Source organism: Salinivibrio siamensis, from assembly GCF_001996005.1.
Taxonomy (GTDB): Bacteria; Pseudomonadota; Gammaproteobacteria; order Enterobacterales; family Vibrionaceae; genus Salinivibrio; species Salinivibrio siamensis.
In genome coordinates this window covers 39075-55859 of record NZ_MUFB01000015.1, presented here as the reverse complement: position 1 = coordinate 55859, position 16785 = coordinate 39075, and the positions used below count along the sequence as shown (strand labels likewise).

Annotated in this window: 17 protein-coding genes; 11 read left to right on the top strand and 6 right to left on the bottom strand. The window is 51.2% G+C overall.

Features of this window, described 5'->3' with window-relative positions:
• Nucleotides 1-28 precede the first annotated feature (28 nt).
• The 11 genes from BZG73_RS09475 to lipA all read left to right on the top strand — a co-directional run bounded on the left by BZG73_RS09475 (nucleotide 29) and on the right by lipA (nucleotide 9723).
• Nucleotides 29-652 carry an LPS-assembly lipoprotein LptE gene (locus BZG73_RS09475; RefSeq protein ID WP_231637399.1) on the top strand — a complete coding sequence of 208 codons (624 nt, stop codon included), beginning with the start codon at nucleotides 29-31 and terminating at the stop codon, nucleotides 650-652.
• Nucleotides 652-1674 carry a DNA polymerase III subunit delta gene (gene holA, locus BZG73_RS09470; RefSeq protein ID WP_077668181.1) on the top strand — a complete coding sequence of 341 codons (1023 nt, stop codon included), beginning with the start codon at nucleotides 652-654 and terminating at the stop codon, nucleotides 1672-1674. The genes BZG73_RS09475 and holA overlap by 1 nt, the downstream gene beginning before the upstream one ends.
• Before the next feature lie 68 nt (nucleotides 1675-1742).
• Nucleotides 1743-2060 carry a ribosome silencing factor gene (gene rsfS, locus BZG73_RS09465; protein ID WP_046073734.1) on the top strand — a complete coding sequence of 106 codons (318 nt, stop codon included), beginning with the start codon at nucleotides 1743-1745 and terminating at the stop codon, nucleotides 2058-2060.
• 6 nt (nucleotides 2061-2066) lie between these two features.
• Nucleotides 2067-2537 (top strand): 23S rRNA (pseudouridine(1915)-N(3))-methyltransferase RlmH, encoded by a 471-nt coding sequence (gene rlmH / locus BZG73_RS09460; RefSeq protein WP_069361124.1) that lies wholly within the window; start codon nucleotides 2067-2069, stop codon nucleotides 2535-2537.
• A gap of 6 nt (nucleotides 2538-2543) precedes the next feature.
• Nucleotides 2544-4424, top strand: a complete 1881-nt coding sequence (gene mrdA, locus BZG73_RS09455) for a penicillin-binding protein 2 (protein WP_077668169.1) — start codon at nucleotides 2544-2546, stop codon at nucleotides 4422-4424.
• A complete protein-coding gene (gene rodA, locus BZG73_RS09450; protein WP_077668168.1) occupies nucleotides 4421-5539 on the top strand; it encodes a rod shape-determining protein RodA in 1119 nt (372 codons plus the stop codon). The genes mrdA and rodA overlap by 4 nt, the downstream gene beginning before the upstream one ends.
• 2 nt (nucleotides 5540-5541) lie before the next feature.
• Nucleotides 5542-6363 carry a septal ring lytic transglycosylase RlpA family protein gene (locus BZG73_RS09445; protein ID WP_077668167.1) on the top strand — a complete coding sequence of 274 codons (822 nt, stop codon included), beginning with the start codon at nucleotides 5542-5544 and terminating at the stop codon, nucleotides 6361-6363.
• A 112-nt stretch (nucleotides 6364-6475) separates the two neighbouring features.
• Nucleotides 6476-7627: a serine hydrolase gene (locus BZG73_RS09440; RefSeq protein ID WP_407690284.1), complete on the top strand. Its 1152-nt coding sequence runs from the start codon at nucleotides 6476-6478 to the stop codon at nucleotides 7625-7627.
• Between the two features lie 129 nt (nucleotides 7628-7756).
• A complete protein-coding gene (ybeD, locus tag BZG73_RS09435) occupies nucleotides 7757-8026 on the top strand; it encodes a DUF493 family protein YbeD (protein ID WP_077668166.1) in 270 nt (89 codons plus the stop codon).
• An 84-nt stretch (nucleotides 8027-8110) separates the two neighbouring features.
• Nucleotides 8111-8761, top strand: coding sequence for a lipoyl(octanoyl) transferase LipB (gene lipB / locus BZG73_RS09430; RefSeq protein WP_201247896.1), 651 nt, complete (start codon nucleotides 8111-8113; stop codon nucleotides 8759-8761).
• Entirely contained in the window at nucleotides 8758-9723 is a 966-nt protein-coding gene (gene lipA, locus BZG73_RS09425) for a lipoyl synthase (protein ID WP_077668164.1), read from the top strand. The genes lipB and lipA overlap by 4 nt, the downstream gene beginning before the upstream one ends.
• A 71-nt stretch (nucleotides 9724-9794) precedes the next feature.
• On the opposite strand, the gene BZG73_RS09420 is transcribed toward lipA, so the two are convergent.
• From BZG73_RS09420 to BZG73_RS09395, 6 genes are all read right to left on the bottom strand, one after another.
• Nucleotides 9795-11048: a glutamate-5-semialdehyde dehydrogenase gene (locus BZG73_RS09420; RefSeq protein ID WP_077668163.1), complete on the bottom strand. Its 1254-nt coding sequence runs from the start codon at nucleotides 11046-11048 to the stop codon at nucleotides 9795-9797.
• Between the two features lie 21 nt (nucleotides 11049-11069).
• Nucleotides 11070-12224, bottom strand: coding sequence for a glutamate 5-kinase (gene proB / locus BZG73_RS09415; protein WP_077668162.1), 1155 nt, complete (start codon nucleotides 12222-12224; stop codon nucleotides 11070-11072).
• Between the two features lie 85 nt (nucleotides 12225-12309).
• On the bottom strand, nucleotides 12310-12711 hold the full coding sequence (gene crl / locus BZG73_RS09410; RefSeq protein ID WP_077578614.1) for a sigma factor-binding protein Crl: 402 nt from the start codon (nucleotides 12709-12711) through the stop codon (nucleotides 12310-12312).
• Between the two features lie 157 nt (nucleotides 12712-12868).
• A complete protein-coding gene (frsA, locus tag BZG73_RS09405) occupies nucleotides 12869-14122 on the bottom strand; it encodes an esterase FrsA (protein WP_077668161.1) in 1254 nt (417 codons plus the stop codon).
• A gap of 165 nt (nucleotides 14123-14287) precedes the next feature.
• Complete coding sequence (gpt, locus tag BZG73_RS09400) at nucleotides 14288-14743, bottom strand: xanthine phosphoribosyltransferase (RefSeq protein ID WP_069361135.1); 456 nt, start codon at nucleotides 14741-14743, stop codon at nucleotides 14288-14290.
• Nucleotides 14744-14799: 56 nt separating this feature from the next.
• The gene (locus tag BZG73_RS09395; protein ID WP_046073747.1) at nucleotides 14800-16092 is read right to left on the bottom strand and encodes an NCS2 family permease; all 1293 of its coding nucleotides are present in this window, start codon (nucleotides 16090-16092) and stop codon (nucleotides 14800-14802) included.
• Between the last annotated feature and the right edge of the window lie 693 nt (nucleotides 16093-16785).

The window sequence follows — 16785 nt, the reverse complement described above, 5'->3', positions numbered from 1 at the left end:
TTGTTGCCAACTAACAAGGAGCGATGGAGTGAATCTGTTTAAGACAATGCTTCGCTCCCTGCTTGTCGCGATGGTCTGTTTGACCATCGCGTCTTGCGGGTTTGCCTTGCGTGGCAGCTACAACCTGCCCGATGAGGTTGATAAGGTGTCGTTAACGAGCTTTGACCCTTATGGTGAGCTCACCCGGCAAATGCGAAATGCCTTGCGTCAACACAAGGTCGATCTTGTCTCCCCTTCCAAGGACGTGGCCAATATCCACTTGCTCGGTGAAAGCAATAGCGAACAGACGCTATCGCTTTATCAAAACAGTCGCGTGGCGGAGAAAGAGTTTCGCTATGTCGCGCGCTATCGCGTCACCGTGCCAGATAAAGGCAGTTATACCTATAACACCACCTTAAGCCGTAATTTCCTTGATAACCCGCTGACAGCGCTGGCAAAATCGGTGGAAGAAGATAAGTTAGTCGCTGAGATGCGTACAGAAGCCACTCGGCAAATTATGCGTCAACTTTCCCAATTAAAAGGCGATATCGCCGAGTTTGAACGCCAACAGGCCGAACAAGCGGCCATGGAGAAGCTCGAGCAAGGTGAAACGCCAACAGAGCCCAACGTGATCATCGAAACGCGACAAACCGAGACGAATACCGCGCAATGATGAGAACCTATCCCGACCAATTGGCGCAGCAGCTCAATCAACCGCTGCGCCAAACTTACTTGGTCTTTGGCTCCGACCCATTACTCAAACTCGAAGCGCGTGACGCCATTACAAGCGCGGCACGTACCCAAGGTTTTGAAGAGCATCATAAATTTGTCATCGATGGGCAACTAGATTGGCAAGAGGTTATCGACTGCTGTCAAGCGCTTAGCTTGTTTGCTTCTCGGCAAATTATTGAACTTTCCTGCCCTGACAATGGCCTCACCAGCACGCAAGCCAAGCAGCTTACCGAGCTGGCCGCTTATCTGCATCCTGATATCCTCTTATTGGTGCAAGGGGAAAGGCTCAACAAAAAGCAAGAAAGCGCCAAATGGTTTTCAGCGCTCGCTCAACACGGCTTATACGTGGTGTGTAACACCCCGGAAGTTCGTCACTTACCACGCTTTATTGAGCAACGCTGTCGTCACTTGGGACTAAAGCCTGATCAACCTGCGCTACAGCTATTAGCACAATGGCATGAAGGAAACCTCCTCGCCTTAGTGCAAAGTCTGCATATCTTGCAGCTACTTTATCCCGATGGTGCACTCACCTTGCCTCGTATTGAAAGTTCGCTGTCACGCCATCATCACTTTACCCCCTTCCAGCTCACCGATGCGCTGCTAGCCGGTAAGGCACAACGCGCGCAGCGGATACTCGACCAGCTTCGCGCTGAAGGGGAAGAGCCAACACTTCTGTTGCGACTGATTCAAAAAGAGCTTAAGCAGCTGTACAGCATTCAAGAGCAAGGACAAAAAGGCAGGCCGTTGAATGCCACCTTTGATCAGTTCCGTGTGTGGCAAACCCGTCGTCCCATGCTCACAGCCGCTCTCAATCGACTCAATAAAGCCCGGTTAACCACACTGCTACGCCGCTTGGCGCAGATAGAAATCAGGCTAAAAACGGACTTTGGTAGCGATCCTTGGCCGGATCTGCAGTATTTTTGTGCACTCATGACCCAAGCGTCCGAACCACTCACGCCCTAGCGTGTCCAAAGTGGTAGCAAGTGGTATACTGCCCAGATAAAACCAAGAGCAAAACACAGAGGTTTTCTTTGCAAGCGAACGAGTTAAAACAGTTTGTGACCGATAAGGTCGATGAGTTAAAAGCCAGCGATATTGTGACCCTGGATGTCCGCGACAAATCATGCATTACCGACTTTTTAGTGCTGTGCACCGGCAATTCTCGCCGTCATGTCGCCTCCATTGCCGAGCATGTGTGTGAACAAGCCCAAGCAGTGGATATCGACTCTCTCGGCACGGAAGGCCAAGATGACAGCGAATGGGTGGTCGTCGATTTAGGTGACGTCATGGTGCACGTCATGCAAGAGGAGCAACGCCAACTCTATCAATTGGAAAAGCTCTGGAACTAAACCATCATGAAAATCCAACTGATTGCAGTCGGCAATAAAATGCCCAAATGGGTAGAGCAAGGCTTTGAAGAGTATCAACGCCGCTTTCCAAAAGACATGCCACTCGAGCTAATAGAGGTCCCTGCTGGCAAGCGCAGCAAAAATGCCGATATCGCCCGCATCTTGCAAAAAGAAGGGGACGCCATGTTGGCGGCCGTCAGCCGGGGTAGTCGCATTGTGACACTCGATATTCCCGGCAAGCCTTGGGACACACCACAATTGGCTAATCAGTTGGAAAAGTGGAAACTTGATGGCCGCGATGTCGCTATTTTGATCGGTGGGCCAGAGGGGCTTGCGCCACAGTGTAAGGCTGCTGCGGAGCAAAGCTGGTCGCTGTCACCACTGACTCTGCCTCACCCATTAGTTCGGGTTATCATGGCGGAGAGCCTTTACCGCGCGTGGAGTGTCACCACCAATCATCCGTACCATCGAGAATAAGTTGAGATGAAGCGCCAACGAGTTGAAATACGAGACCACAGCGCCGAGGCGGCCTTGTTTGGGCGTCGCGCTATCGTCTGCTTTGTCGGTATTATGGCGTTGGTCGGGGTGCTGCTGACTAACCTTTATCATATTCAGGTGACCGAGCACCAAGACTACCAAACCCGCTCGAACGATAACCGTATCAAGGTCGTTCCCGTCGCCCCTAACCGTGGCCTTATTTATGATCGCAATGGAAAATTACTAGCGGAAAATCGTCCCGTTTATCACCTAGAAGTGACCCCTGAGCAAGTCGATGATATGCCGGCAACCCTCGCCCAGCTAAAAGACTTACTCTCATTGACCGACAAAGACATTGCCCGCTTTCAAAAAGAGCGTCGTCGCTCGCGACGGTTTAATGCCGTCGCACTAAAAACTCAGCTCACCGATAAAGAAGTTGCCATTTTTTCCGCGCACCAGCATCAGTTTTCTGGGGTGGAAATAAAAGCCTACTTAAAACGCCATTACCCTTACGGCGATGCACTGACCCATGTGCTCGGCTATGTCGCCAAAATCAATGATCGCGATATTGCCAAGCTAAGACAAAAAGGGGTGCTGAACAACTACAAAGCAACCCGAGACATCGGCAAGCTGGGGATCGAGAAATACTACGAGTCAACGCTGCATGGTAAAGCCGGCTACCAAGAAGTTGAGGTGAACAGCCGTGGCCGCGTGATACGCACGCTCAAATATGTGCCTCCGCAACCAGGCAAAGACCTTATCCTCAACCTCGATATTGATCTGCAGCTCTATGTGCGTGGGATCCTTGGTGACCGACGAGGCGCGGTGGTGGTGGTCGATCCTGACACCTCAGGCGTACTGGCGATGGTCTCTAACCCAAGCTATGACCCTAACTTATTTGTCCATGGCATCTCTGGCAAGCAATACCGGCAGCTGCTCAATGATAAAGAGCGTCCCTTGGTCAATCGCGCCACTCTCGGTATTTATCCCCCCGCCTCGACGGTGAAGCCTTTCATTGCCGTTGCCGCGCTCGAAGAAGGCGTGGTCACCACCAAGACCACGCGTAACGACCCGGGTTATTGGCGGATCCCCAACTCGGATACGCGCCCCTTCCGCGATTGGCTCCCTTGGGGGCACGGACGGGTCAACATCGTGCAGTCGATCGAGGAGTCGGTCGATACCTTCTTCTATCAAATCGCTTATGACATGGGGATCGATAAACTCTCTATGTGGATGGAAAAATTTGGCTTTGGCCAATACACGGGCATCGACATTCAAGAAGAAAGTAGCGCTAATATGCCTAACCGCGAATGGAAAATGAGTCGCTACCGCCAACCCTGGTATAAAGGTGACACGATTCCCGTCGGGATTGGGCAAGGTTATTGGACCGCCACCCCGATGCAAATCGTCAAAGCCTTGACCGTGCTACTCAACCGTGGCGACGTCAAAGCCCCCAAACTATTAAACAAAACGCGCGATGAACATGGCACCCACAAACCCGACGCCGAGCCATTTCCACCGATTAAAGGAGTCGACGATAAATATTGGGATGTCGGCCTTAAAGGTATGCAACTGGTTAACCACGGTCGCAAAGGAACCGCGCGCCGTTCATTCCGTTCTGCAGAGTATTTGTCTGGCGGAAAATCAGGGACCGCTCAGGTATTTGGGCTGGGTGAAGACGAAGAATACAACGCGGATGAAATTGCTGAACATCTACGTGATCACGCACTTTTCATGGGCTTTGCGCCCTTTGAAAACCCAGAAGTCGCTGTCTCTATGGTACTGGAAAACGCAGGCGGTGGCTCGAGCAACGGCGGCCCTATTGCCCGTCGCATCTTCGACCATATTTTGTTAGAAGACAAAGAGACAAACGAGGCCAAACAATGAGTTCACTTGCCCAAGTCAGCGCGAAACGCTCTTTGTTCGATCGCTTACACCTCGACCTGCCGATGCTGGTTGGCATTTTGTTACTGATGGGCTTCGGCCTTGTGGTGATGTATAGCGCCAGTGGTCAAAGCATGGTGATGATCGAACGTCAGGCGATCCGCATGCTGTTGGCGCTCGCGGTCATGTTTGCCCTTGCCCAGGTACCACCTCGCCACTATGAGTTCTGGGCGTCCTATTTGTATGCCGTGGGCGTGGTCTTACTAGCCGCCGTTCTATTGGTTGGCGAAACCGCAAAGSGTGCTCAGCGCTGGCTCGATCTCGGGGTGGTGACCTTCCAGCCATCAGAAATCATAAAACTTGCGGTACCGCTCATGCTGGCCCGCTATATTGGCAAAGATCCGCTTCCTCCCAAATTCACCCACTTACTCATCGCTCTGGTGTTACTGTTTGTCCCCACCATTATGATTGCTAAGCAACCCGATTTAGGCACATCCATACTGATTGCCGCCTCTGGGGTGTTTGTGCTGTTTTTGGCCGGGATCAGTTGGAAAATTATTATTGCTGCCGTCGTCGCGCTCGCCAGTTTTGTCCCTGTACTCTGGTTTTTCCTAATGCATGATTATCAGCGTACCCGCGTGCTGACCTTGTTTAACCCAGAATCCGATCCCTTGGGCGCAGGCTATCACATCATTCAATCTAAAATTGCCATTGGCTCTGGTGGCTTAAGCGGCAAAGGCTGGCTGCAAGGGACACAGTCCCAATTGGAGTTTCTCCCTGAGCGACACACTGACTTTATTTTCGCCGTCATCGCTGAAGAATGGGGGTTGATCGGTGTCTGTGTACTGCTGGCCCTGTACCTCTTTTTGATTGGCCGCGGGCTAATGCTCGCCAGCCGTGCCCAAACGGCATTTGGCCGGATGATGGCTGGCAGCATCGTGTTAAGCTTTTTTGTTTATGTTTTTGTCAATATTGGCATGGTCAGCGGCATTCTTCCTGTGGTTGGGGTACCCTTACCACTTATCAGTTATGGCGGCACCTCGATGGTCACACTGATGGCCGGTTTTGGCATTCTGATGTCTATCCACACTCATCGTAAAATGTTATCCAGGGCATAAACATGCGAGCTATTATCGTTTCTAGCGCTATCGTCTTATTAAGTGCATGCAGCAGCCAGCAAGGTCGCTACGACATGCAAAGTGATAAAGCACCCGAGACGGTGCCACAAGTTATTCACGCAGAAAACGCCCAACCCAGGTATGAGCCTTACAGCCTCGCGGGTAACAAAGATTACACGTTAAATGGTCAGCGCTACCAAATCTTACGCGATCCAAAAGGCTACCAAGAGGCGGGCATTGCCTCCTGGTATGGGGAGAAGTTTCATGGCCATCGTACCTCCAATGGCGAGGTGTATGATATGTACTCCATGTCAGCCGCGCACAAAACCCTTCCTCTGCCCAGTTACGTGGAAGTCACTAACCAGAATAACGGTAAAACAGCGATTGTACGCGTCAACGATCGTGGGCCCTTTCACAATAAACGCTTGATAGACCTGAGTTATGCTGCCGCCAAAAAGCTGGATGTCCTAAAAACGGGTACCGCCCCCGTGTCCTTGCGCCTCCTAACGCCGAGCAAACCAGCGGATGACGAATGGCACTCCGCTCGCCATCATGCCTATTATGTACAACTCGCCGCGCTATCGAATGGCCTAAAAGCCAATCAAACAGCGGAACAATTGGCGAAAACCCATGGTCTACCTACACATATTGCCCGCCGTGATACCGTTTATCGTGTTCGCTTTGGTCCTTTTTATGATCGAGAAAAAGCGCAACAAGCGATGCGCACGGCAAAGCAGCATCAGTTGCCGGGGGCATTTATCGTCACCGAAGCACTTGTTAATGGCGACACACCTGCCACAAGCGCTAAAACAAATAATCAATAAGTTAAAGAAATCGACCCTGTCCCTCTATTCGCAATTTGGTATAGTGAAGGCACAGTATCGACATCGATAACCGACATAAGTACTAACAATGATGAATAAAACCGTTTTCCGCATGCGTACACTGCTTTCTGCAGCCTTGTTCGCCTCTGCTACCGCTCAAGCCGCGCCTGCTGTTGTCCCTGATGCGCCGCAAATTGCCGCCAAAGGCTACGTATTGATGGATTATCATTCCGGCGAGGTACTGGCTGAAAACAACGCCTATCAACGCCTTAATCCTGCCAGTCTGACGAAAATGATGACCAGCTACGTGATTGGTCAGGAGGTTGAGCGTGGCAATATCTCAATGGATGATGACGTCGTCATTAGTGAGAATGCCTGGGCCAAAAACTTCCCCGGCTCTTCGAAGATGTTTATCGAAGTCGGCACCACGGTCAAAGCAGCCGATCTGAATCGTGGCATTATCATCCAGTCGGGCAACGATGCCTGTGTCGCGATGGCTGAGCATGTGGCTGGCTCAGAGGACGCCTTTGTCGATTTAATGAACCGCTGGGGCGAAACCTTGGGCATGGACAGCACCCATTTTTCCAATGTCCACGGTTTAGACTCCAAAAACCTTTACACCACACCGTATGACATGGCGCTGCTCGGCCAAGCCCTGATTCGCGATGTGCCTGCGGAATACCGAATTTATAAAGAGAAGGCCTTCACCTATAACGGCATCACGCAATACAACCGTAATGGCTTGCTGTGGGATAAGAGCCTTAACGTCGACGGTATCAAAACAGGCCACACCGAGGGCGCAGGCTACAACTTGGTCACTTCAGCGACTGAAGGAGACATGCGTCTTATCTCGGTGGTGATGGGCACGAAAAGTGCCAATGCCCGTAAAGCAGAGAGCAAGAAGCTACTCAACTATGGTTTCCGCTTCTTTGAAACCGTCGCGCCACACAAAGCCAACGAAACCTTTGTCACAGAAAAGGTCTGGATGGGTGATACAGACGAAGTCGCGCTAGGCGTCACTGAAGATACCTTTGTCACCCTGCCTCGTGGCAAGGCACAAGATCTTAAAGCCAGTTTTGTGCTCGACAACACTTTGGAAGCGCCTATCAGTAAAGGGGATGTCGTAGGCAAGCTCTTCTATCAAGTGGATGATGAAGACGTGGCTGAATATCCACTCGTCGCGTTAAACGATGTTGAAAAAGGCGGCCTTTTTAGTCGCTTAATAGACTACATCGTAATGATGTTCAAAAACCTCGTCGGTTAATCGCTCTCCGTACCGCCCACCAACTTGGTGGGCGGCTTGTTTTCTCGCGCTTGGCAGATTAGTATTTCGCGTTAATCGTGATCAATCGCACAAACGCGTGCCTCTATCAGCCTGCAGTTGGGAGTTAACATGCAAGAGCAACCGAAATTAAAAGATCTGTTGGAGTTTCCTTGCCAATTCACCTACAAGGTGGTGGGCCAGRCAAAACCTGAGCTACCCGATCATGTGTTGACCGTGATCCAGCGTCATGCGCCAGGCGACTACAGCCCTGCTGTTAAACCGAGTGCTAAAGGCACTTACCATTCGGTCTCTATCACTATTAAGGCGACATCCATTGAACAAGTGGAAACCTTATATAAAGAGCTGGGTGAGATTGAAATTGTCCGCATGGTTCTCTAATACGAATACCCACACGACTGGCGGCTTTAAATCACGCTGCCAGCCTCTATAATATCGCCACTGACAACAACACGGGAAATGGGTTTGCAGCACCAACTCGTTGTAAGGCACCTTGGCCGTCAACCGTACCTACGCGTCTGGGAACAGATGCGAGACTTTACCGATCGTCGCGACGAAAACACGCGTGATGAAGTCTGGCTGGTTGAGCATGATCCGGTTTTTACCCAAGGACAAGCGGGAAAAACGGAACATGTGTTGGTCCCAGGAGACATCCCAGTCGTACAATCAGACCGAGGTGGGCAAGTGACCTATCATGGGCCAGGCCAGCTCGTCGCCTATTTCCTGATAAATCTCAAACGTAAAAAAGTCGGTGTGCGGGCGCTCGTTAGCCATATTGAAGATCTTGTGGTGAGCACATTAGCACACTTCCACGTTGACGCTTACGCCCGCCCAGATGCGCCTGGTGTTTACGTTAGCGATGCAAAAATATGTTCTCTTGGGCTCCGTATTCGTCGCGGGTGCTCATTCCATGGACTGGCACTCAACATCAATATGGACTTATCACCGTTTCAGCGTATTAATCCATGTGGTTACGCTGGTATGGCCATGACGCAACTGAGCGATCAGGTTGGCAAAGTCACGCTCGAGGACGTTCAACCTGTGCTGGTAGACACTTTAACTCAACAGCTGATGTATTCTGAGGTTGAGTTTACAACGGAAAGCAGCGATTTATGAGCAAACCGATTCAGATGGAACGCGGAGTTAAGTACCGCGACGCCGACAAAATGGCGCTTATCCCGGTCAAAAATATGCCGGCCGAGCAAAAAGAAGTGCTGCGTAAGCCTGATTGGATGAAGATCAAGCTCCCGGCTGAAACCGCACGTATTAAAGAAATCAAAGACGCGATGCGCAAAAACAACCTTCACTCTGTGTGTGAAGAAGCCTCGTGTCCCAACCTTGCAGAGTGCTTCAGCCACGGTACGGCAACGTTTATGATTCTCGGGGCCATCTGTACCCGTCGTTGCCCTTTCTGTGATGTCGCCCATGGTCGTCCTGTCGCCCCTGATAGCGAAGAGCCAAAACACTTAGCGCAAACTATCAAAGACATGAAACTGCGCTATGTGGTGATCACCTCGGTTGACCGTGATGATTTGCGTGACGGTGGTGCCCAGCATTTTGTCGATTGTACCCGTGAGATCCGCGCGCTCAATCCAGAGATCCAAATAGAGACATTGGTTCCTGACTTCCGCGGCCGTATGGATCGTGCACTGGATATCTTGCAAAACAATCCACCCGACGTCTTCAACCATAATTTAGAGACAGCGCCACGCTTGTACCGCAAAGCGCGCCCTGGTGCCAATTACCAGTGGTCACTGGATCTGTTGAAAAAGTTTAAAGAGATACACCCCAACGTCCCTACCAAGTCAGGTTTGATGATGGGATTAGGGGAAACCAAAGAAGAGATCATCGAGGTCCTCAAAGACTTACGTGCGCACGGTGTCACTATGCTCACTCTTGGCCAGTACTTGGCACCAAGCCGTCACCACTTGCCGGTAGAGCGTTACGTGCCACCTGAAGAGTTTGACGAGCTGAAAGAGATTGCCCTTGACTTGGGCTTCACCCATGCCGCATGCGGCCCGTTTGTTCGCTCTTCTTATCATGCCGATCTACAAGCGAAAGGCGTAGAAATTAAATAGACGTCCAGACTGTCGAGACAAAAAACCGCTAGTCTGGCTAGCGGTTTTTTATTGTCGGTTATCTTGGATGCTCAGTGACGTGATAAATAGTCCGCTCGCCCCACCCACTTATAGGTAGTCAGCTCCTCAAGCCCCATCGGGCCACGTGCATGCAGCTTTTGCGTCGAAACCGCCACCTCAGCACCAAGCCCAAACTGCGCACCATCGGTGAAGCGCGTTGAGGCGTTGACGTACACTGCCGCCGAGCCGGCACCATTAATAAAGGTTTCTGCCGCCTGCAAGTCGTTGGTCAAAATGGCATCGGAATGGCTGGCATTGTGCGCGCGCATGTGCGCGAGTGCCTCATCCACACTATCAACCACCACCACTCCAAGGGTTGGCCCTAGCCACTCGGTATCAAAGTCCCCTTCCTGCGCCTCACGCAGTTGCGCCACGCCATCCAGATACGGTAACGCACTTGATCCAGCGACAATGTGCAGCCCATGCTGATTAAACGCCGTCAGCAAGCGAGCAAATAATTGTGCTGCCACGTCTTTGTGGACCAGCAAGGTGTCTAGCGCGTTGCAGGCGGATGGGCGGTCTGTCTTGGCATTGAGGATCACATCAGGCGCTTTATCGAGATCAGCACTGTGATCGACATACAAGTGGCTAATGCCAAACCCCCCGATAATCACAGGAATAGTACTGTTTTGTTTACACATTTTGTGCAGTCCGGCACCACCGCGTGGAATGATCATATCAACGTAGTCATCAAGGGTCAGTAACTCAGAGACCAGCGCACGATCAGGTTTTTCAATATATTGCACCGAGGCATGCGGCAGCCCCGCTTTCTCCAACCCAGTCTGTATCACCTTCACTAATACCTGGTTAGTCGAGAAGGTTTCTTTCCCTCCCCGCAGAATCGCTGCATTGCCCGTTTTTAAGCACAATGCCGCGATATCAATGGTAACGTTAGGGCGCGCCTCATAAATCACCCCAATCACCCCCAGCGGCTCTCGACGCTTTGACAACGACATACCGTTTTCAAGTAGCTTATGATCGATCATCTGGCCCACAGGATCGGCTAAGGCTATGACTTGCCTCACATCGCTGGCCATATTGGTTAAACGGTCTGGGGTCAGGGTTAAGCGGTCCAACATCGCTGGATCCATGTCTGCCTCCCGCGCGGCGGCAAGATCACTTTCATTGGCGGCTAAAATCGCTGTTTGCTGTGCGTCAAGCTCATCCGCAATCATCGCTAGCGCTTGGTTTTTGGTGGCCGTGGATGTCACAGCCAATTGATGTGCAGCCTCTTTAGCCGCTTTCCCCATATTTTGTAAATTCATTGTGTCCCCGTCTTTGCTTTTTTAATTGTCTACCACCACAAGATCATCACGGTGCATCGCAACTGGTCCATACTCATAACCTAGGATATCTGCGATTTGTTGGCTATGCGCACCGGCAATACGGCGCAAGTCACTGGCGGTATAGCGACAAATTCCTCGCGCGACGCATTTCCCCTCCACCGACAGAATACGTACCACCTCGCCGCGTGCAAACGTCCCTTTCACCGCAACGATGCCTTTGCTCAACAAACTGCTGCCTTTTTGCGTCACGGCGGTAATCGCGCCCGCATCGACGACAATATCCCCCGCGGGTGGCGGTCCGGCAAGGATCCAGCGTTTACGGCTTTCTAAGGGGCTTTCTAAGGGCAAAAAGCGCGTGCCTGCGTTATCCCCAGCGGTGACTTTTTGAATCACTTCAGGCTTACTCCCCGCGGCGATGGTCACCTCTACCCCCGCTCGACGGCCAATATCAGCCGCTTGAAGCTTGGTCGCCATACCACCTGTGCCCAGGCCCCCTACGCTACCACCTGCTAATTTGCGTAAGGTTTCATCAATGGTATGGACTTCACGAATCAGCTCGGCATCCGGGTTTGAACGCGGATCGGCCGTGAACAAGCCGGGTTGGTCAGTTAAAAGGAGGAGTTTGTCTGCATCGGCGAGGATGGCCACCAAGGCAGATAAGTTATCATTATCACCCACCTTGATTTCGGACGTTGCAACCGCATCGTTCTCATTCACAATCGGCACAATACCATTATCCAGTAAGGCCTGAAGCATATCACGCGCGTTGAGAAAGCGTTCACGGTGCTCTAGATCGGCCCGGGTAAGCAGCATCTGTCCGACTTGAAAGCCGTACAAACCAAATAAATGCTCCCAGGTTTGTATTAAACGGCACTGACCCACCGCAGCCAGCATTTGCTTGTTGGCAACCGTGTCAGCGAGTACTGGATAGCCGAGGTGCTCTCTGCCCGCGGCAATCGCGGCTGATGATACGATGATCACCTGATGACCTTGCTGCCGCAAACGGGCACATTGACGCACCAGCTCAACCATGTGTGCCTGATCTAAGCGCGCAGAACCGCCCGTCAACACACTGGTGCCGAGTTTTACCACAAGCGTTTGGGGAGAGACGCTGGCCGCGAGGTCACCGTCTTGAAATACATCTTGAATTGTCATGGTTGCCTGATCCACAAAAGCGTATGTCTCTCTTTTATCAATCCCTCACCTATTTAACAAGGGGTGGGATCAGGCAAATGGCGGGTTATTCAGAGCAGGCCAGTTCCGGCTCAGTCAGTGCTTGGCTTGGTGAAAGAGACAGGCCTAGCTCATCGTCCAGCAACGCACTCAATTTGGCATAAAAGTTAGTCAAGGTTTTATCCACGGCCGCTTGCGCTTCACGCGGAATCGACTTGGCGACCCAATCCCCTTTTTTATCAAATAAACCAAACCCATAACGATAGGTAAACCCTTCCCCCTCCGGGGTCATTTCAAACCACCAGCCCCAGAACTCACGTGCGTCAGGATCTTTTTTAGCATCCACACAGACAGAAAGGCTATCGAAAAAGTAGCGCTCGGTGTCTGACTTTCCTTCTCGAAAGTAGGGGCCCAATGCAGTAAAGCGTGTTTTTAATCGTCCATGTGAAAGCGGTAATTTATCGCTCATCGTGTCCTCCAATGGCACTGTGACGTCCTTGTTCATGGTATATCATGGGCTTAGCCATCAGGTGAACGACAATATCCCGCTTTCAGCGGTGGATCACATCTTCATTTTTATCCCTCTCACGGATAGCGCCTATGCTATCCGTGCCGCGGTATCCCGATTAGAGCACATCCTCGAACCACTTAACGGTTTCGGTCAAGGCACGGTGATAACCATCGTGCAGTGGGGTATTGGGTAAGGTCATGGCTTTGCCACCGCGACTGTACCTGGCGATCATTTGATTGTCTGACTCCGGACAAACGGGATCATCTTTTAGGTTAAGCGCTAAGATCGGCACCTCAGTGCGCCGGCCAGTAAGCAACCCTTGGTTTTTTAGCGACCAAGCCTGTAAGCGCGTTTTTAATGTGTCGATAGGAATACGACGCCCCAAGCGTGATCCGAGGGTATCCAAGTACATAGGCGGCATTTTTTTCATTAAAGAGGCGTCTGTCAGTAACGCATGAACAATACCACCGAGTGACGCACTGGCTTTCACGCGATGCGGCTCGAGAAAAGCCATTCTCACTGCCGGATTGGCACCAAAGCGAATGCCCATGGTGCCCACACGGTGATGATCCACCCAAGGGACATCGACCAACTTATCCAACATCGCGGTGTGCAAACGGCTGGTATCTTCATTGAGATGCCAATGGCAGCTATGCCCCACGGAAGGCATATCTAGGGTCAACACAGCAATGTCGGCGGGGGCAAAATAGTCAACAAACAAGCGCCACAAGTCAGTTTGTAAGCTATCTAAGCTGCCGCTTAATATAACCACCGGTAGCGTAGCGTCGGTGCGGGGTAAATAGAGATACCCTTTCAGTGATTTCCCATCTAGCCGCGTCTCCACCGTTTTCACTGTGAACGGCAGTTGCGCAATCGCACTTTCGAACGCCTTAAATGCCAAGGTTTCCGACTGTAGCGCCAAGCTGTCCCCTTTCAAGTGTGGGTAAGCGGCAATACCAAAATATGTGCAAGCTTGTAGCCATTGCTCCCCCGCTTGTTTGGCTTTTCCCTCATCCATCAAGGCTTGGGCGGCTTTTTGATGCTGCATGCCAACCGCTGTCCATTCATAATTCCAGTTTCCCGAGCGGTAGCCTTCAACGGTATCGAGCAATGTTTCTACCGAGCGCGAGTTGTCTGAGTGAGCGATACGGGCAAAGATGGCCTCCATTTCCAATGGCTCAACCCCTTGCCACGTCCACTGACCACGACGGCGCATTCGATACCAACTCGACTCGCTGTCACCATCAAATGCCGAGTAATCTGACTGTTGGGTTTGCTGAACGGCACCGAACAGGGTCGATGTCTCGGTGGCATGCTTGTGTTTAGCAAACAGCTTGACCGATAGATTTTGTGATTCGTTGTCCGACACACCCGCTCCTAGGCTTTTTATGTAACGTGCTGTTAGTTTAAACCATACACATATCAAGGCCATGATTTTCCGCACTAATCAGCCATACCAGCCAAAAGCGTCACCCCAGAAACCAAAAACGCCGCGTAACAACGCGACGTTTTTTGGGGTGGGAGTATGAATGACTTACTTGGCGATGGGATCAATATAACTGACCGCCATATCCCAAGGCTGCTCAATCCAGGTGTCTTGGGCAATATCGACCACATAGTCATCAACCAAAGGTTTCCCTGCAGGCTTAGCACTGACAGTGACGAAGCGCGCTTTCGGGTATAACTGGCGGACCATTTCTGCGGTACCTCCGGTATCGACCAGATCATCCACCACGATAAAGCCTTCACCATCACCTGGGGCTTGCTTCACCACTCGCATATCGCGTTGGTGGTCATGGTCATAGCTTGAAATACACACAGTATCGACATGACGAATACCCAATTCACGAGCCAGTATGGCTGCGGGTACGAGGCCTCCGCGGCTTACGGCAATAATCCCCTTCCATTGCTCTGCGGGCAGCAATTTCTCCGCCAACTGACGGGTGTACATCTGCATATTGTCCCAAGTGATAATAAACTTATTGCTCATGGTGAAAACCTCGTGGCGACTCTCGCCTTGTTATAACATCAATGTGGGCAGCTGTTTTACACCAAGAAAACGAACTTGAGTAAGAACAACCCCGCCAAAATCCAAATACTGACAGGGACTTCTCGCCCTTTGCCCGCAAAGGTTTTTACGGCACAAAACGCAATAAAGCCAAGCCCGATACCGCTTGCAATCGAATACGTCAGCGGCATCAGCAAACAGACAACCACCACAGGGGCCGCTTCTGTGAGATCTCGCCAATTGATACCGACTAAGCCAGACATCATCAAGATCGCCACATAAAACAATGCGCCGGCGGTCGCATAAGCTGGCACCATCCCTGCGAGCGGCGCAAAAAAGAGCGCGAGCAAAAACAAGATGCCGACAACGACCGCCGTTAGGCCTGTGCGCCCGCCCGCGGCGACCCCGGAGACACTCTCAATGTAAGAAGTCGTGTTTGACGTGCCTAAAAGCGCCCCGACGGAGGTCGCGGTACTGTCTGCCAGTAAAGCACGATTTAAACGCGGTAGTTTACCATCTTTGTCGAGAAGTTCCGCGCGCTGTGCCACACCCACTAAGGTTCCTGCGGTATCAAAAAGGTCAACAAACAAAAATGCGAACACAATCGACACCAACCCCACTTCCAATGCGCCAGAAAAATCTAGCTGCATAAACGTCGGTGCTAAGCTCGGTGGTGCTGACATCACGCCCCCATAAGCCACATCTCCGGCAATCACACCAATCACGGTGACCGCTAAAATGGCAATCATCACCGCCCCTTTCAAGCCACGATGTACAAGGCCAATGGTCAGGAAGAACCCGAGTGCCGCCATCGCGGGGGCGAACGCGGTCACATCGCCCAGTGCCACCATGGTGGCTGGATGATCAACCACTATCCCCGCATTTTGTAAGGCAATCAGTGCCAAGAAAAGACCAATACCAGCGGAGATCCCCGTCCTCAATGACATAGGAATGGAGTTAATAATCCACTCTCGCACGCGCAATACACTCAGCAAGATAAAACATAGGCCCGAGATAAAGACCGCCGCTAGCGCAACTTGCCACGAGTGTCCCATTTGCAATACCACCGTGTAGGTGAAGAAAGCATTCAAGCCCATCCCCGGCGCCTGCGCCACCGGATAGTTGGCAACAATCCCCATCACCAAACAACCAATTGCGGCAGCGAGACAGGTGGCGACAAAGACAGCGCCTTTGTCCATGCCCGTTTCGGCTAAAATCGATGGGTTGACGAATATGATGTACGCCATGGTTAAGAAAGTGGTAAACCCAGCAATCACTTCCGTGCGAAGATCTGTGCCATGGGCCTTGAGTTTAAATAAACGCTCTAACATCGGTTATGTCCCAAACTAAAAGTGGTGTATCGCTAGATACCAAAAGGAAAACGTTTGCGTGGTAAAATTTGGCGCAAATCTTACCGATCGATGGCGGAAATTTCCAGCGTAAAAAGACCGGAACAAGGGTAAATATCGCCGACTCGAACAGATAACTGTCAAAATCGTCATTATTCGGTAGCAAACAGGCAAAAAAAAACGCCACACATTGTGCGGCGCCAGAATTAAAGCGTTTGCTTCTGGATCAGAAATGTCTCTGTAAGAGCGGGGGAATCGTAAAACTTACTTGCTATACCCGAACGGTGCCGGATACGTAAAACCTTGTGTATAGACTGACTGCTGGTTCCAGTAGTAGCTTGATACCATGCCTTCCATTTTTAACCTCTCTCAAGTTTAAACCAATGTTGTTCACATTTATCTCGGTTCCTTGGAGGCGAATACTCGGGTTCACTCCATGAACAACTGGCAAGCTTGGTTGCCAATGTCTAGATAATACCCCAATGGTAATTTATTTACAAGCATAATGGTGACCATAGTCACAAAAAGTTCATATGTGTAATTTAATTACAATAAAAACGCCTAGTAATGCCGGCATAAGTGGTTTCTCTCCGTGACTGTTGTCGACATAGAGACAGTGATATCCTTGGGTTTGTTTTTCCATTCCAGAGAGGCCTGCTACGAAAAAGGCCATAG

What these genes read in the sequence shown, in the direction of transcription:
- mrdA (WP_077668169.1), top strand. Translation starts at nt 2,544, where the DNA reads ATGAAGCGCCAACGAGTTGAAATACGAGACCACAGCGCCGAGGCGGCC.
- BZG73_RS09395 (WP_046073747.1), bottom strand. Translation starts at nt 16,092, where the DNA reads ATGTTAGAGCGTTTATTTAAACTCAAGGCCCATGGCACAGATCTTCGC.
- gpt (WP_069361135.1), bottom strand. Translation starts at nt 14,743, where the DNA reads ATGAGCAATAAGTTTATTATCACTTGGGACAATATGCAGATGTACACC.
- holA (WP_077668181.1), top strand. Translation starts at nt 652, where the DNA reads ATGAGAACCTATCCCGACCAATTGGCGCAGCAGCTCAATCAACCGCTG.
- BZG73_RS09440 (WP_407690284.1), top strand. Translation starts at nt 6,476, where the DNA reads ATGCGTACACTGCTTTCTGCAGCCTTGTTCGCCTCTGCTACCGCTCAA.
- BZG73_RS09420 (WP_077668163.1), bottom strand. Translation starts at nt 11,048, where the DNA reads ATGAATTTACAAAATATGGGGAAAGCGGCTAAAGAGGCTGCACATCAA.
- rlmH (WP_069361124.1), top strand. Translation starts at nt 2,067, where the DNA reads ATGAAAATCCAACTGATTGCAGTCGGCAATAAAATGCCCAAATGGGTA.
- crl (WP_077578614.1), bottom strand. Translation starts at nt 12,711, where the DNA reads ATGAGCGATAAATTACCGCTTTCACATGGACGATTAAAAACACGCTTT.
- lipA (WP_077668164.1), top strand. Translation starts at nt 8,758, where the DNA reads ATGAGCAAACCGATTCAGATGGAACGCGGAGTTAAGTACCGCGACGCC.
- BZG73_RS09445 (WP_077668167.1), top strand. Translation starts at nt 5,542, where the DNA reads ATGCGAGCTATTATCGTTTCTAGCGCTATCGTCTTATTAAGTGCATGC.
- proB (WP_077668162.1), bottom strand. Translation starts at nt 12,224, where the DNA reads ATGACAATTCAAGATGTATTTCAAGACGGTGACCTCGCGGCCAGCGTC.